The sequence below is a fragment of the Erwinia sp. S43 genome, from assembly GCF_016624745.1.
Lineage (GTDB): Bacteria > Pseudomonadota > Gammaproteobacteria > Enterobacterales > Enterobacteriaceae > Erwinia > Erwinia coffeiphila.
Genome location: NZ_JACVTX010000003.1, coordinates 33,483 through 48,199 on the forward strand (window position 1 = coordinate 33,483; position 14,717 = coordinate 48,199).

The window sequence follows — 14,717 nt, forward strand, 5'->3', positions numbered from 1 at the left end:
ACCAACAACGGCTCAGACTGGAAAAAGGTGAGCCCGCTCACGAAATCCAGTTTTTGCCGTTTCCCCCCCTTGTCAGCCTGCCGTAACTGAGGAACTATTTGCGTCAACAAATCAGGATTGCTACTGAATTTCAGGCAAAACCTAAACAGCTTTTCATGGACCGTGGTCCGTCTGAAGCTGTTTAGGTTTTTTTTTGGCCTGAATTCAGTAACGGCCCGTTGACAAGATGTCAGAACCAGGAGCATACGATGAAGTACCAGGCGTTATCAGAAGAGATCCTGCAAGGGGTTGGCGGCAAGGCAAATATCAGTTCGGTGATACATTGCGCAACCCGCCTGCGTTTTAAACTGAAGGACAGCAGTAAAGCCGATACCGCCGGGCTGAAGAACAACCCGGGCGTGATTATGGTGGTGGAAAGCGGTGGACAGTATCAGGTGGTGATCGGCAATCACGTAGGTGATGTCCATCAGGCGCTGCTGTCCGTAGCGGGCCTGGGCGACGGCAGCGACACCAGCGGCGACGGGGAGAAAGGCTCGCTGTTTGCCCGCTTAACTGACGTCATCTCCGGCATTTTCACTCCGTTTATCGGCGTGATGGCCGCCTCCGGTATCCTGAAGGGGTTACTCTCCCTGGCGCTGGCGCTGAACCTGATTAGCGAAGACGCGGGCCTGTATAAAATCCTGTTTGTCGCCAGCGATGCCCTGTTCTACTTCCTGCCGGTGGTGCTGGGTTACTGCGCGGGCAAGAAGTTCGGCGGCAACGCCTTCACCACCATGGTTATCGGTGCTGCGCTGGTGCATCCGCTGATGCTGGCGGCCTTTAATGCCGAACAGGGCGGTGCCGCGCCGCTGCATGTTTTCGGCGTGCCGGTGATTCTGATCAACTACAGCTCTTCGGTGATCCCGATTATATTTGCCGCCTGGCTTTCCTGCCTGGTGGAGCGCACGGTACACAGCCGCCTGCCGGGTGCAATTCGTAACTTCACCACCCCGCTGCTGTGCCTGGTTATCACCATTCCGTTGACCTTTATGGTCATTGGCCCGGCGGCAACCTGGCTGAGCCATCTGCTTGCCGACGGCTATCTGGCGATCTATCAGTTCAGTCCAACCTTTGCCGGCGCCTTTATCGGTGCGTTCTGGCAGGTCTGCGTGATCTTCGGCCTGCACTGGAGCCTGGTGCCCATCATGATCAACAACCTCAGCGTGATTGGTTCAGATACCCTGCTGCCGCTGCTGATGCCCGCCGTACTCGGCCAGGCCGGTGCCACGCTCGGCGTGATGCTGCGTACTCGTGATGCCAAAACCAAAGGAATTGCGGCCTCCGCCTTCAGCGCCAGCCTGTTTGGTATTACTGAGCCAGCGGTCTACGGCATCACCCTGCCGAACCGCCGTCCGTTTATTTTCGGCTGCATCGGCGGCGCACTGGGTGCAGCGGTGCTGGGCTTCTGGCACACCACTTCTTATTCATTCGGTATGCCGTCAATTTTCACCTTCAGCCAGGTGGTGCCGAAAACCGGTTTTGACGCCAGCGTGATGGCCTCATTTGCCGGTGCCATCATTGCTCTGGTCTTTGCCGCCGTCGCGACCTGGCTGTTTGGCCTGCCTGCCGCGAAGGCAGAAGAGGCTCCGGCCCCGGCACCGCAGGCAGTAGTCAATCCCGATCTACTGGCAAAAACCCAGCTCGCCAGCCCGATGACCGGTGCAGTGGTCGCGCTGGAGCAGGTGCCGGATGAAACCTTCGCCAGCGGCCTGCTGGGCAAAGGAGTGGGTATTCAGCCTACGGTGGGCCGCGTGCTGTCACCGGTTAACGGCACCGTTGCCTCGCTGTTCCGCACCCGTCATGCGATTGGCCTTGAGGCCGATAACGGTGCGGAAGTGCTGATCCACGTGGGCATCGACACGGTAAAACTTGACGGCCTGCACTTTACCGCACACGTCAGCCAGGACGACCGGGTAAGCGTCGGCGATCTGCTGCTGGAGTTTGATATCGACGCGATCCGCGCCGCCGGATATGACCTGACCACGCCGGTGCTGGTCAGCAACAGTGATGACTATATCGACGTTCTGGTTGCCAGCCAGCAAAGCGAAGTGACCGCAGGCGATCCCCTGCTGGCGCTGATTAAATAATTTTTCACAAGGAGAACCATCATGACTCAACGTTTCCCACAAGATTTCCTCTGGGGCGGCGCGGTTGCCGCTAACCAGGTTGAAGGTGCCTGGCAGACCGACGGTAAAGGCCTGTCGACTTCGGATCTTCAGCCACAGGGTATTTTCGGCGAGCGCGTGGAACGCCAGGCTGGCGACTCAGGCATTAAAGATGTGGCCATCGACTTCTATCACCGCTATCCGGAAGACATCAAACTGTTCGCCGAGATGGGCTTCACCGTCCTGCGCACGTCGATCGCCTGGACCCGTATCTTCCCGGAAGGCGACGAGTCGCAGCCGAACGAAGCCGGACTGGCCTATTATGATCGTCTGTTTGACGAGATGGCGAAATACAATATTCAGCCTCTGGTGACACTGTCACACTACGAGATGCCGTACGGCCTGATCAAAAAGTACGGCGGCTGGGGCAGCCGTACTACCATCGCCTGCTTCGTGAAGTATGCGGAAACGGTGTTCGAGCGCTTTAAGCACAAGGTTAAGCACTGGCTGACCTTCAACGAAATCAATATGTCGCTGCATGCGCCGTTTACCGGCGTCGGTCTGCCGGAAGAGAGCAACAAGCAGGCGGTGTATCAGGCTATCCACCATCAGCTGGTGGCCAGCGCGCTGGCGGTTAAAGCCTGCCATCAGATCGTCCCGGAAGGGAAAATCGGTAACATGCTGCTGGGCGCGATGCTCTATCCGCTGACGCCAAACCCGGCTGACGTGATGGAAACGCTACAGCAGAACCGCGACTGGCTGTTCTTCGGCGATGTGCAGACCCGCGGCTACTACCCGTCGTATATGACCCGCTTCTTCCGCGAAAACGGCATTACGCTGGATATTACCGAGCAGGACAAAATCGACCTGCGCCAGCCGGTCGATTTTATCTCCTTCAGCTACTACATGACCGGCTGCGTCACCACCGACGAAGAGCTGAACCAGAAAGAGCGTGGAAACATTCTCAATATGGTGCCGAACCCGCATCTGGCGAGTTCCGAATGGGGCTGGCAGATCGACCCGGAAGGACTGCGCTATCTGCTCAACGTGCTGTACGACCGTTATCAGAAGCCGCTGTTTATCGTTGAAAACGGCCTGGGCGCCCGCGATACCGTGGAAGCCGACGGCTCTATCAACGATGACTACCGCATCGCCTACCTTAACGATCACCTGGTTCAGGTGCGCGAAGCGATCAATGACGGCGTAGAAGTGCTGGGCTACACCTGCTGGGGGCCTATCGACCTGGTCAGCGCCTCAAAAGCCGAGTTCTCCAAGCGCTACGGTTTTATCTATGTTGACCGCGATGATCAGGGTAACGGCACCCTCACCCGCACCCGTAAGAAAAGTTTCTTCTGGTATCAGGACGTGATTAAAACTCACGGCGAATCACTGAAATAAACTATCCGGGCAGTGACGCTGCCCGATTAATTAACGCCCCATAAAAAACTGTTCCGCAATAACGGGAACAGGGGGCGTTGTCGTGCCCTAACCCTTCAGAATGAATATAAAAAATGAACAATATCTCTCTGTGTTTAAATAATAAGAACCGCCTGGCGCTGATCGCGCTCGCCGTTGGGATGAGTGCTTCAGCCGCGTACGCGCAGGAGTGGAACGGCACCGCGCTGGGTTTCCAGGCCCCGCAGGAAGGGCTGCTGGGCGATATGCTGGGGATTCGCCCTATTCTGGAAGAGAACGGCTTCCATTATAATTTAGGTTATTTAAGCCAGGTCTCCTATAACGCCGGTGGCGGATATAATCACGATAAGCATGCCGCTTATATCGACCAGTTCTCTTTAACTTTCGCTCAGGATTTAGAAAAGCTGACCGGTATTCCCGATGCTAAAATTGAAGGAAATATCGTTAATCGTAACCACAACGACAGCCTGACCAATAAGCGCTTAAAAGACGACCGGGTTAATTTCAACGATATTTCACAGGAAAGCTACGGCGGCCAGTCCATTACCCGTCTGGGCTGGCTGACCTTCTCGCGTACCTTTGACGATCGCCGCCTGCAGTGGCGTATCGGTATGATGAATAAAAACCAGGACTTCGACCAGATTATCCCCTGCGACTTCCAGCTGCTGTCGCAGTGCGGCGGTAAATCCGCTAACTCGATGACCTGGTATAACTGGAATGCCCACTACTGGGGAACCACCCTGCAATATAAGCTGACCGACGAGCTGACAATCAAGGGGGGCATCATGGAACAGAACCCTGACGCCACCGCCCGCAGTCACGCGTGGAGCTGGTCAACCAAAGGCAGCAAGGGGATGCTGCTGCCGCTTGAACTGGAGCTGAAAACCCACGTCAACGACCTGCCGGGGATCTATAACGTCGGCGTGCTGTTTACCAATGCGAAGCAGTACGATCTGTCCGAAGGGAAATCGCAGTCGCGCGGTGCCGATGACCCGGAAGGCTACCGCAGCTATAACCGCACGTGGTTCCTCTACACCGGCTTTAATCAGCAGCTGACCCGCCACGCCGATGACGCCACGCGCGGGCTGAGCACCTCATGGAGTCTCGGCCTGAGCGACCAGCGCAGCAACTACATGCATGCCACGCTGGCCGGTTCCCTGCGCTATCACGGTCTGTTCGACGCGCGCCCGGATGACTGGATTGGTTTTGGTGCCAGCTATATCAAAATGAGCGATCACTATCGCGACAATCAGCAGGCGTTGAACGACATTCAGGGCGTGGATGACTACGGCAACCCGCTGTATAGCCCGCTCCCTGGCCACTCGGTGAACGCCGAGCTGTACTACCGTCTGCGCGTGACCTCCTGGCTGGAGCTGCAGCCCGCACTGCAGTACTGGCATCGCCCCGGCGGCCTGAAAGAAACTCAGGATGCGTGGGTCACCGGGCTGAAAACGGTGGTCACCTTCTGATCGACCCGGTCCGTATCTGAGACATAAAAAAGGGTGCTGGTATGATTGCCAGCACCCTTTTTCGTTTCGCCGCTTGTATCAGGCTTCGTCGTCGCTCTCACCCAGCGCCAGCGTCTCTTTGCGCACCCGTTCAATATGAATGGTCAGGAACATGCGCTCCTCACTGCCCAGCTTGTACTGGTAGTTTTTAATGATGTGGCGATCGATTTTATCCACGCACTTATACGCCTGCGGATAGCGATCGCGAACCACGTCGTGCAGCGATTCATCGTCACTGTAAACGCCCTGCTTGCCGAGCATACGCTGGGAGAAAAATTTCAGATGGGTGACAAAGCGGTTGTAGCTGAGAGAGTCGGTTTGGTAGTCCAGCTGCAGCTGGTATTTCACAATGTGCAGGATCTCCTGCATAAATTTGGTGATATGCATCACCGCCGGCATTTCGCTGTCCAGCTGAGCGTTAACCAGATGTAGCGCTATAAAACCCGCTTCATCGTCGCTCATCCTTACCTTCAGGCGCTTTTCAATAATATCCAGCGCGGCCAGGCCGATGCCGTACTCCTTCGGATACAGGCTGCGGATCTCCCACTGCAGCACGTTGCGGATGGGCAGATTCTGCTGATGGCGGACCAGCGCAAAATGAATATGATCGGTCAACGCAATCGCCACCTGCCCTTCATGCAGCGCGGTCCCCAGCTGCTGACGCGCCAGTGCGATCACGCATTCGCTGGTGATGACCACTTCAATGGGGATTTCGGACAGCAGTTCACTTAAACGCCCGGTCAGCTCGCGGCTTTTCAGGGCGAAGGTTTTCTCCACCAGCTGCGGGTCCAGTTCGTCGTTCGCGCGTTTTTTAAACGCCAGACCGCGCCCCATCACCACCTGTTCATTGCCGTGTTCGTCGTGAACGATAACCACGTTATTATTTAACACTTTCGCTATTTTCATTTCCCGGCCCGAAAACAAAAAAACCTGACCGCCGGAAAATCCGACAATCAGGTTTTGCCTGTATGATTACAGTAACAATCCAATCCCGCTACGATAATGGATAGATTACGACTCACAAGTTCCTGGCTACCGAATTGTGATACAACTCCCGATTTAGCGGATCAGTGCTTCAGAATATACATCGTGCGGCTGTAGGCGACGTCTTCCGGGTTGGTAATCGGATAACCCTTCACGTACGGTTTAATCAGTCGTCCGTTGGTGTACTGATAAATCGGTGCAATCGGCGCACGTTCGGCAATCATCTGCTCGGCGCGGTTATAGTCGTCGTTGCGTGCTTTCGCGCTGGTTTCCCGGCTGGCTTTATCCATCAGCGCATCATATTCCGGGCTTTTAAAGCGGGCGATATTGCCGCTGTGCGCCGAGGTCAGCAGGCTGAGGAAGGTAGACGGCTCGTTATAGTCGCCAACCCAGGAGGCGCGGATAATATCGAAGTTACCGCTGTTGCGGCTGTCGATGTAGGTTTTCCACTCCTGGTTTTGCAGCTTAACGTTAACGCCCAGGTTCTTCTTCCACATCGACGCTACGGCAATAGCGATTTTCTGGTGCGTTTCCGATGAGTTATACAGCAGGGTCAGGTCCAGCGGTTTCGACGGCCCGTAACCCGCCGCCGCCAGCAGAGATTTTGCCTGCGCATTGAGATCCGCCTGGCTGTGCTGCTGCAGGAAGCTTTCCTTCGGCGTAAACCCGGCGGTCACGTCCGGCGTGAAGTGCCAGGCCGGTTTTTCCCCGGTGCCCAGTACCTTTTCAGCGATGATTTTGCGATCGATACTCCACGAAAGCGCCTGACGCACGCGGACGTCGGCGGTCGGCCCCTTCTGGGTATTAAAGGCATAATAGTAGGTACCCAACTGATCCGGGGTATACACCTCGCCCGGCAGCTGTTTTTTCAGCAGGCCATACAGCTCTTTCGGGAAGGATTCGGTGATATCGATATCCCCGGCGCGATAGCGTTTGGTGGCGCTCGACTCCTCGCTGATCGGCACAAAGGTGACCTTATTCAGCACCGAGTGAGCGTTGTCCCAGTAGTTCGGATTACGCACCAGAACCAGCTTTTCATTTACCACCCGGCTTTCCAGCTGATACGCGCCGTTGCCGACCAGGTTGCCGGGGCGAGTCCATTGATCGCCAAACTGCTCCACGACTTTTTTCGGTACAGGGAACAGGCTGAAGTTGGCGGTCAGGCTGACAAAGTACGGCACCGGTTTATCCAGCGTCACTTTCAGGTGAGTAGCATCGGTTGCCGTCACCCCCAGTTTGTCCGGCGTCATGGTGCCTTTGACGATAGCACCGGCATTTTCAATGCCCGCCAGCTCGGCAAACCACGCAAAGGTTGAGGTATTTTTCGGGTCAACCAACCGCTGCCAGCTGTAGACAAAATCGTCGGCGGTAACCGGATCGCCGTTGGACCAGCGGGCGTCCTTACGCAGGGTGAAAATCCAGGTTTTGTTATCGTTGCTTTGCCAGCCGGTGGCGACGCCGGGGATGATTTTGCCGCTGGCATCCTGATTAGTCAGCCCTTCAAACAGATCGCGGATCACCGGGATTTCAGGCAGTCCCACGGCCTTGACCGGGTCCAGCGACGCCGGTTCATCTTTAATATGGCGCACAATTTCCTGGCTGGCCGCCAGCTGGGTCCCGGGCGGCACGTCGGCAGCGCGCGCGGCAGAGGAGATACACAGCGCCAGAACGGCGAGCGCGGGAACGGAAAAAGCCTTCTTCATAAAGACATCCTTAGCTGTCAGCAGCAGACGATAAGCGGCAGGTCTGAAATATTGCAGAAACTGTAGCGCAGTTTGTCGTGGAACAGGCATATTTTTCAACGGGCTGTGTCAAAAGCCTCACTTTTTTCTTTTACTGCCTGCCACCCACTCTCTGCTACGCTGATTTGAGTATAGTGTCAGCATGACGCCTTTTTTCTGGAGCCAATTATGTCGTTACTTCACCCCCGCCCGCTGCGTGGTCGCCTGGATACCAACGGAAAACAATACGGACAGTCGCTGCTCGGCGCGCCTCTGCTGTGGTTTCCTGCCCCGGCCGCCGATGAGGAGAGCGGGTTAATTCTTGCTGGCACCCACGGTGACGAAACCGCCGCCGTGGTCACCCTTTCCTGCGCCATGCGTTCTTTGCAGGACCAGCATCGCCGCCATCACGTGGTGCTGGCGGTGAATCCGGACGGCTGCCAGCTGGGGCTACGCGCCAATGCCAATGGCGTTGACCTTAACCGAAATTTCCCGGCGGCCAACTGGCAAAATGGCGACACGGTTTATCGCTGGAACAGCGCGGCGGAGGAACGGGACGTACTGCTATCCACCGGAGATCGCGCCGGTTCAGAACCTGAAACTCAGGCGCTGTGCCAGCTCATCCATCAGTTGAAGCCACAGTGGATCGTCACCTTCCACGAACCGCTCGCCTGCATTGAAGATCCGCATGAAAGCCCGCTGGGGCACTGGCTGGCGGAACAGACCGAACTGCCGCTGGTGACCAGCGTCGGCTATGCCACCCCCGGTTCGTTTGGCAGCTGGTGCGCCGACCTTAACCTGCCCTGCATTACCGCCGAACTGCCGCCGATTTCAGCCGATGAAGCCACCGAACGTTATCTGGCGGCGATGGTGGCGCTACTTCGCTGGCACCGCTGACAGCGTGATGCGCCCGCAGCTGAACGGCAGCGCGGGCTCTGCATCCACCGCCAGCCACGTCGGGCCGTCGAGATCGACAAATCGCGCCCCGGGGGCCAGCGGCAGCGCGGCACGAATGGCGCGTGAGGTACAGAGCATGCAGCCGAGCATAATATCAAAGCCCTGCTGGCGCGCATCCGCCGCCAGCGCCAGCGCTTCGGTCAGGCCCCCGGTTTTGTCCAGCTTGATATTGACCATCTCATAGCGGCCGCGCAGCCCCGGAAGATCCTGCCGCGTATGGCAGCTCTCATCGGCGCAAATCGGCAGCGGATGAATAAAGTTTTCCAGCGCAGCGTCTTCACCTGCGGGCAGCGGCTGCTCCAGCATCGCCACGCCGAGATCGGCCAGCAGCTGGCAGCGCGCAGCCAGGCCTTCGGCATGCCAGGACTCATTGGCGTCAATAATCAGCGTGGCCTGAGGCACCGCGGCGCGAATGGCGACCAGGCGCTCGGCAATCAGATGATTATCCAGTTTGATTTTTAACAGCCTTGCCCCGTTTTGCCACAGGGCAAGCGCGCTGCTGGCCATCATTTCCGGCACGTCGATGCTGACGGTCTGCGCCATATCGATGACCTGCGGTTCCGGCTCGGCGGTCAGCTGCCACAGACTGCGCTGGGTGAGCTGTGATTCCAGCTGCCACAGCGCGCTGTCGACGGCGTTGCGCGCCGCGCCTGCGGGCAGCACCTGCTGAAGCTGTTCGCGGGTCATACCCTGCTCAATCTGCGGTATGATGCCGCTAATCAGCGCCAGCACCGATGCTTCGCTCTCGCCGTAGCGCGTATAGGGGGAACACTCACCCTGCACCCTGACGCCCTGCTCTTCCAGTTCAACGACCACCACCCCCACTTCATTGCGGGTGCCGCGGGCGATCACAAACGGCGTATGCAACGGCCAGCTTTCCGGGTACACCTTCACTGCTCTCATGCTCATGTCCTTATATGCCCTGGGCTTTTAATTTTGTTATCGTTTTTTACTGTCTCATAGCTTCAGCATGACATACACTGAAAGCGTTTAAACACCATTAACATTAAAAGGATAGTCTATGTCTCAGACCGTACATTTTCAGGGTAACCCGGTTTCCGTTGACGGCCAAATCCCTGGTCCAGGCCAGAGCGCGAAACCCTTTACCCTGGTCGCGAAAGACCTTGCCGATGTCTCTCTTTCGCAGTACGCAGGTAAACGTAAGGTGCTGAATATCTTCCCAAGTATTGATACCGGCGTTTGCGCGGCGTCAGTGCGTAAATTCAACCAGCTGGCTAACGACCTGGACAACACCGTGGTGCTGTGCATTTCTGCCGATCTGCCGTTCGCTCAGTCCCGCTTCTGCGGTTCTGACGGCCTGAGCAACGTGGTGACTCTGTCCACCCTGCGCGGCGGCGAGTTCAAGAAAGACTACGGCGTGGCAATTGCTGAAGGTCCGCTGGCCGGTCTGACTGCCCGTGCGGTAGTGGTGCTGGATGAGCAGGACAACGTGCTGTACAGCGAGCTGGTGAATGAAATCACCACCGAACCAGACTACGATGCGGCGCTGGCTGCACTGAAGTAACTGTGTTGCAGGCCAGCCGTCCGGCTGGCCTTCTTGTTGTTCCCCGACTACTCGCTGTCCGTTTTCTTCTGACTCAGGCCATATTCACGCAGTTTATTAGCAATCGCGGTATGCGATACGCCCAGCCTTTTCGCCAGCTTGCGCGTGCTGGGATAGGAGAGATAAAGACGGGTCAGCACCGAGCGTTCAAAGCGGCTGGTAATTTCATCCAGCGAGCCTTCAATCGCATCATCACCCAGCGGCATTTCCATCGCATATTCCGGCAGCGCAATATCCTGTGGTCGCAGTTCATAGCCCTCCAGCTGGGCCAGTGCGCGGTACAGCGCATTTTTCAGCTGACGCACATTTCCCGGCCAGGTATAACGCGTCAGGAACCCGTTCAGCTGCGGCGACAGCTTCGGCCTTGCCATGCCCTGTTCATCGGCAAAGCGGGCAACGAACATTTCAGTCAGCGGCAGGATATCCTGCGGGCGGTCGCGCAGCGGCGGCAGATTCAGCGTCAGCACGTTCAGCCGGTAAAACAGATCTTCACGGAATTCCCCGCGCTGAACCAGCTCCATCAGGTTACGCTGGGTGGCGCAGATCACCCGCACATCCACGTGTACCTCATGTTCTTCGCCCACGCGGCGGAAGGTGCCGTCGTTCAGGAAGCGCAGCAGTTTGGTTTGCATACGCGGCGACATTTCACCGATCTCATCCAACAGCACCGAACCGCCGCTGGCCTGCTCGAAGAAGCCTTTTTTCCCTTCCAGCGCGTTTGGATAGGCGCCGGCCGCGTGACCAAACAGTTCGCTTTCAGCCACATCATCCGGCAGCGACGCGCAGTTCAGCGCCAGGAACGGCTTTTTACCGCGAGCGCTGCGCAGATGGCAGGCGCGGGCCAGCATATCCTTACCGGTGCCGGTATCGCCAACAATCAGCAGCGGTGCGTCCAGCATCGCCAGCTTGCGCGCCTGATCGATGACCTGGCGCATTTTGCTGCTGACGGCAACAATATGCTGGAATTCGCTGTCATCGTTCACCGCCAGGTTTTGCAGCTGCTGCCCCATGCGTGCTGTCGATTTCAGCAGAACCACCGCACCGGCAGGCGTGGTGGCATTATTTTCATCGTCACGGGCATAGATAGGCGTCACTTCCATCAGGAAGTCTCGCCCCTGTAGCACGACATGGTGCGCCTGCGCCTCAATGCGCTCACTTTCCAGCCAGCGCTGGAAGTTAAAGCCGGGGATAAGTGCACCCGCGCTGTAATTACGCATTTTCTCTTCATTGAGATCGAATAATGACTGCGCCGCCGGGTTTGCCAGTTCAACCTTGCTTTTTAAATCAATGGAGAATACCGGCTCGGGCAGAGCAACAAGCAGCGCGCTCAGCGCTCGATGCTCGCGCTCGGAAGGCAGAAATGCGACCGTACGTACGTCGGTTACACTTGGAATGCGGCGGATTTCCGCCATCAGCTGACTGAACTGTTCAAAGCTGATGGTGGAAAAATTCAGGTAGATGCGGCCAATAGCGGCAATTTCGATACCGCGTAGATCGATGCTGCGTTCTACCAGCAGATCCAGCAGTTCACGGGTCAGACCAATTCGGTCCTGGCAAAATACTTCGAGACGCATGGATGTAAACCCTTATTGTTGCGGTGTCTGGCACTGTCACAATAATACGCTATCCCGCGGCCACTCAGAAGCATTCTGTCAGGAAAAGTTGACAGCGACTGTAATCAGCCGTGTCATTTTTCGCGATCGGGCGACCGCTTCAGGCTTTCTTTTAGCTGGCCTATCAGTTCACGGCGGAAATCGCCCAGGCGCGGCTTATCATCTTCCAGCCAGGGCAGCGGGCGGCAAAGCTCCATGGCTTTAATGCCGAGGCGCGCGGTCAGCAGCCCCGCACCGATGCTCTGTGCGGCACGCGCCGAAAGCCGGGCCGCCAGATCCTGCGACATCCAGTCCATACCCACTTCCCGCACCAGCTCCGATGCCCCGGCGAATGCAATATTCAGCAGCACCAGTTTAAACAGGCGCAGACGACTGAAATAACCCAGCTCAATGCCGTACAGCTGGGCGATGCGGTTCACCAGCCGCAGATTGCGCCAGGCAATAAAGGCCATATCCACCAGTGCCAGCGGGCTGACGGCAATCATCAGCGTCGATTCAGCGGCGCAGCGGCTGATTTCTCGCCGCGCCTGGCGATCCAGCTGCGGCTGCACCAGCCGGGCATAGAGCGCCACCACTTCACTATCGTTATGTGTTTCGTGCAGCGAGGCCTGCCAGCGCTGTAACGCCGGGTTGCCAGTGTCCAGCCCGGCCTGCTGTGCCAGCTTTTCGCAGAAAGCGCGACCTTTACCCATGCCGCGGCTGTGCAGCAATTCGCGGCCGATATCGCGCTCGGTCGCCCGCTCGCGCAGGCGGTAAAGCCGACGCCACTCCACGATGAGCGAACCGGCACCGGCGGCGACAATCAGCCCGCCAGCCACGCTGCCACCGAGGGCAATCCAGTCCTGCGCAATCCACGCCTGATGGGTCCACTGCACGCCCTGCGCCACCACGCTGATACCAAACAGGCCCAGCCCGGCGGTAACCATTTTACGCCACAGGCTGCGTTTTGGCCGCAGCGCGGCTTCCACCGCCAGCTCGCCAGCGCTCTCTTCCTGCACGTCAACTTCCGGCTCAACGGCAATAAACCGATCCTGCTGTTCAGCAAATTCCTGCTGCTGCCGCAGGACCGTCGCCTGCTCTTTGGCCAGCGGTTCAGCAAAATCCATGCGCGGTTTAATCGGTGTATTCATCGCAGCTTATCTCCCAGTAAAAATTCCAGCGCGGCATCCATACGGATATGTGGCAGCGGTCTGTCGATATCCAGCGCCTGCGGACGGAACTGCTCAAAATGAAAACCCTGCTGCTGCCAGAAGGCGTTGCCGGGAAGACGGGGCGGTACTTCGCCCGGATAGACGGTTAACGGAACACCGTCGGTCAGCCGGTGACCGCGTAATGCCGGGATGCTTTCGCCCTGATGCTCAACGTAGCCGCTCTGCGTCGCCTGCACCGAGGCCAGGCCCACGCAGTCCATGGTGATACCTTCAAACGCCGCGTTTTGCCAGGCGTCCTGCACCAGCTGCTGCAACAGCGACACCAGGTTGGCGTGCTGATCGGCGGTAACGTGATCGGACTTGGTGGCGGCGAACAGCAGCTTATCAATCACCGGGGAGAACATCCGGCGGAACAGCGTGCGCTGGCCGTAGGAGAAGCTTTGCATCAGTTGAGTCAGCGCCAGGCGCATGTCGTTAAACGCCTGCGGGCCGCTGTTCAGGGGCTGTAAACAGTCAACCAGCACAATCTGGCGGTCAAAGCGCAGAAAGTGATTTTTGTAGAAATCCTTTACCACGTGCTGGCAGTAGTACTGATAACGCGCGCGCAGCATGCCAATGTTGCTGGCGGCATCCGCCTGCGCCAGTCGGGTTTCACCGCCCTCTGCGACTTCCGGCCAGGGGAAAAACTGTAGCGCAGGGGCACCGGCCATTTCGCCGGGCAGCACAAAGCGGCCGGGCTGAATAAAGTGCAGCCCTTCCTGCTTGCAGCGCTGAAGATATTCGGTCCACGCTGCGGCGATCTCCGCCAGCCGGTTTTCGTCCGCCGGGGCCAGCGGGTCCAAACCGCTGCACAGCTGCTGCCATTTCTGCGACCACAAGGCACGGTCACCCTGTAACAGCCCGGTCATCTGCCGTGACCAGCTAAGGTAATCCTGCGCCAGCATCGGCAGATCGAGCAGCCATTCGCCGGGATAGTCGACGATTTCAAGGTACAGCGTGGAGGCATCGGTAAAATGGCGCAGCAGCGAATCGCGCGAGCGGTAGCGCAGCGCCAGTCGCATTTCGCTGACCCCGCGCGTTGGCGTCGGCCAGTCCGGCGGCGTACCGTGCAGCTGCGCCAGCCCTTCATCATAGGTAAAGCGGGGAATGCCCAGATCGCGCTGCGGCACGCGCTTCACGCCCAGCAGCCGCTGCTCGCGCACGGCGGTAAACAGCGGCAATCGGGCGTCGGTATTCACATTCAGAAGCTGGTTAACCAGCGAGGTGATAAAAGCGGTTTTACCGCTGCGGCTCAGGCCGGTAACGGCGAGGCGCAGATGGCGATCCACGCCGCGATTCACCAGCGACATCAATTCATTTTGCAGTCGTTTCATCAGGGGCCAGCTTACCTCAGGTGTTTGATTGTCCTTAGTTTAACACACTGGCGCTAGCGGGCCGGTTTCACCCATTTTGCTACAGCTCCCCGCATCACGCGGCGGAGCAGCGGTTCCAGCGCCCACGCCAGTAGAATTTTCAGCGGTTTACGCGCCACGGATTTTACCGCCCAGCCGCTCAGGCCTGCCGGGCCGTAGGTGATGGCGCTAATCAGAATAAATTTCCCCGCCTTTTTAAGCGTGGGTGCGGCCTGATGACGCAGGGTCGATTTCCCGTGACGCATAG

General features: G+C 57.7%; 12 protein-coding genes. 5 read left to right on the top strand and 7 right to left on the bottom strand.

Annotated elements, in window-relative coordinates; all coding sequences use genetic code 11:
* The first annotated feature begins 248 nt into the window (after positions 1-248).
* The 3 genes from bglF to IBT47_RS04350 all read left to right on the top strand — a co-directional run bounded on the left by bglF (position 249) and on the right by IBT47_RS04350 (position 5,029).
* Positions 249-2,126, top strand: a complete 1,878-nt coding sequence (gene bglF / locus IBT47_RS04340) for a PTS beta-glucoside transporter subunit IIABC (protein ID WP_200559484.1) — start codon at positions 249-251, stop codon at positions 2,124-2,126.
* A gap of 21 nt (positions 2,127-2,147) precedes the next feature.
* Entirely contained in the window at positions 2,148-3,542 is a 1,395-nt protein-coding gene (locus tag IBT47_RS04345; protein ID WP_200559486.1) for a glycoside hydrolase family 1 protein, read from the top strand.
* A 179-nt stretch (positions 3,543-3,721) separates the two neighbouring features.
* Positions 3,722-5,029: a carbohydrate porin gene (locus IBT47_RS04350; protein ID WP_234471727.1), complete on the top strand. Its 1,308-nt coding sequence runs from the start codon at positions 3,722-3,724 to the stop codon at positions 5,027-5,029.
* Positions 5,030-5,107: 78 nt separating this feature from the next.
* Here IBT47_RS04350 and licT read toward each other — a convergent pair whose 3' ends face one another.
* Positions 5,108-5,974: a BglG family transcription antiterminator LicT gene (licT, locus tag IBT47_RS04355; RefSeq protein ID WP_200543680.1), complete on the bottom strand. Its 867-nt coding sequence runs from the start codon at positions 5,972-5,974 to the stop codon at positions 5,108-5,110.
* A 161-nt stretch (positions 5,975-6,135) separates the two neighbouring features.
* Complete coding sequence (locus IBT47_RS04360) at positions 6,136-7,755, bottom strand: ABC transporter substrate-binding protein (protein WP_200559490.1); 1,620 nt, start codon at positions 7,753-7,755, stop codon at positions 6,136-6,138.
* A 207-nt stretch (positions 7,756-7,962) separates the two neighbouring features.
* On the opposite strand from IBT47_RS04360, the gene mpaA reads away from it, so the two are divergent.
* Positions 7,963-8,670 carry a murein tripeptide amidase MpaA gene (gene mpaA, locus IBT47_RS04365; protein WP_200559492.1) on the top strand — a complete coding sequence of 236 codons (708 nt, stop codon included), beginning with the start codon at positions 7,963-7,965 and terminating at the stop codon, positions 8,668-8,670.
* Here the strand turns inward: mpaA and ycjG are convergent.
* Positions 8,650-9,633, bottom strand: a complete 984-nt coding sequence (gene ycjG, locus IBT47_RS04370) for an L-Ala-D/L-Glu epimerase (protein ID WP_200559495.1) — start codon at positions 9,631-9,633, stop codon at positions 8,650-8,652. The two genes, mpaA and ycjG, sit on opposite strands and share 21 nt — an antisense overlap.
* A gap of 118 nt (positions 9,634-9,751) precedes the next feature.
* Between ycjG and tpx the strand changes: the two genes are divergently transcribed.
* On the top strand, positions 9,752-10,255 hold the full coding sequence (gene tpx, locus IBT47_RS04375; RefSeq protein WP_200543691.1) for a thiol peroxidase: 504 nt from the start codon (positions 9,752-9,754) through the stop codon (positions 10,253-10,255).
* Positions 10,256-10,302: 47 nt separating this feature from the next.
* Here tpx and tyrR read toward each other — a convergent pair whose 3' ends face one another.
* From tyrR to pspD, 4 genes are all read right to left on the bottom strand, one after another.
* A complete protein-coding gene (gene tyrR, locus IBT47_RS04380; protein ID WP_105594707.1) occupies positions 10,303-11,868 on the bottom strand; it encodes a transcriptional regulator TyrR in 1,566 nt (521 codons plus the stop codon).
* A 113-nt stretch (positions 11,869-11,981) separates the two neighbouring features.
* The gene (locus IBT47_RS04385) at positions 11,982-13,037 is read right to left on the bottom strand and encodes a YcjF family protein (protein ID WP_200559497.1); all 1,056 of its coding nucleotides are present in this window, start codon (positions 13,035-13,037) and stop codon (positions 11,982-11,984) included.
* Complete coding sequence (locus IBT47_RS04390) at positions 13,034-14,431, bottom strand: YcjX family protein (RefSeq protein WP_200559499.1); 1,398 nt, start codon at positions 14,429-14,431, stop codon at positions 13,034-13,036. The genes IBT47_RS04385 and IBT47_RS04390 overlap by 4 nt, the downstream gene beginning before the upstream one ends.
* Positions 14,432-14,484: 53 nt before the next feature.
* Complete coding sequence (gene pspD, locus IBT47_RS04395; protein WP_200559501.1) at positions 14,485-14,715, bottom strand: phage shock protein PspD; 231 nt, start codon at positions 14,713-14,715, stop codon at positions 14,485-14,487.
* Positions 14,716-14,717 lie beyond the last annotated feature (2 nt).

What these genes read in the sequence shown, in the direction of transcription:
- bglF (WP_200559484.1), top strand. Translation starts at nt 249, where the DNA reads ATGAAGTACCAGGCGTTATCAGAAGAGATCCTGCAAGGGGTTGGCGGC.
- IBT47_RS04345 (WP_200559486.1), top strand. Translation starts at nt 2,148, where the DNA reads ATGACTCAACGTTTCCCACAAGATTTCCTCTGGGGCGGCGCGGTTGCC.
- IBT47_RS04350 (WP_234471727.1), top strand. Translation starts at nt 3,722, where the DNA reads ATGAGTGCTTCAGCCGCGTACGCGCAGGAGTGGAACGGCACCGCGCTG.
- licT (WP_200543680.1), bottom strand. Translation starts at nt 5,974, where the DNA reads ATGAAAATAGCGAAAGTGTTAAATAATAACGTGGTTATCGTTCACGAC.
- IBT47_RS04360 (WP_200559490.1), bottom strand. Translation starts at nt 7,755, where the DNA reads ATGAAGAAGGCTTTTTCCGTTCCCGCGCTCGCCGTTCTGGCGCTGTGT.
- mpaA (WP_200559492.1), top strand. Translation starts at nt 7,963, where the DNA reads ATGTCGTTACTTCACCCCCGCCCGCTGCGTGGTCGCCTGGATACCAAC.
- ycjG (WP_200559495.1), bottom strand. Translation starts at nt 9,633, where the DNA reads ATGAGAGCAGTGAAGGTGTACCCGGAAAGCTGGCCGTTGCATACGCCG.
- tpx (WP_200543691.1), top strand. Translation starts at nt 9,752, where the DNA reads ATGTCTCAGACCGTACATTTTCAGGGTAACCCGGTTTCCGTTGACGGC.
- tyrR (WP_105594707.1), bottom strand. Translation starts at nt 11,868, where the DNA reads ATGCGTCTCGAAGTATTTTGCCAGGACCGAATTGGTCTGACCCGTGAA.
- IBT47_RS04385 (WP_200559497.1), bottom strand. Translation starts at nt 13,037, where the DNA reads ATGAATACACCGATTAAACCGCGCATGGATTTTGCTGAACCGCTGGCC.
- IBT47_RS04390 (WP_200559499.1), bottom strand. Translation starts at nt 14,431, where the DNA reads ATGAAACGACTGCAAAATGAATTGATGTCGCTGGTGAATCGCGGCGTG.
- pspD (WP_200559501.1), bottom strand. Translation starts at nt 14,715, where the DNA reads ATGCGTCACGGGAAATCGACCCTGCGTCATCAGGCCGCACCCACGCTT.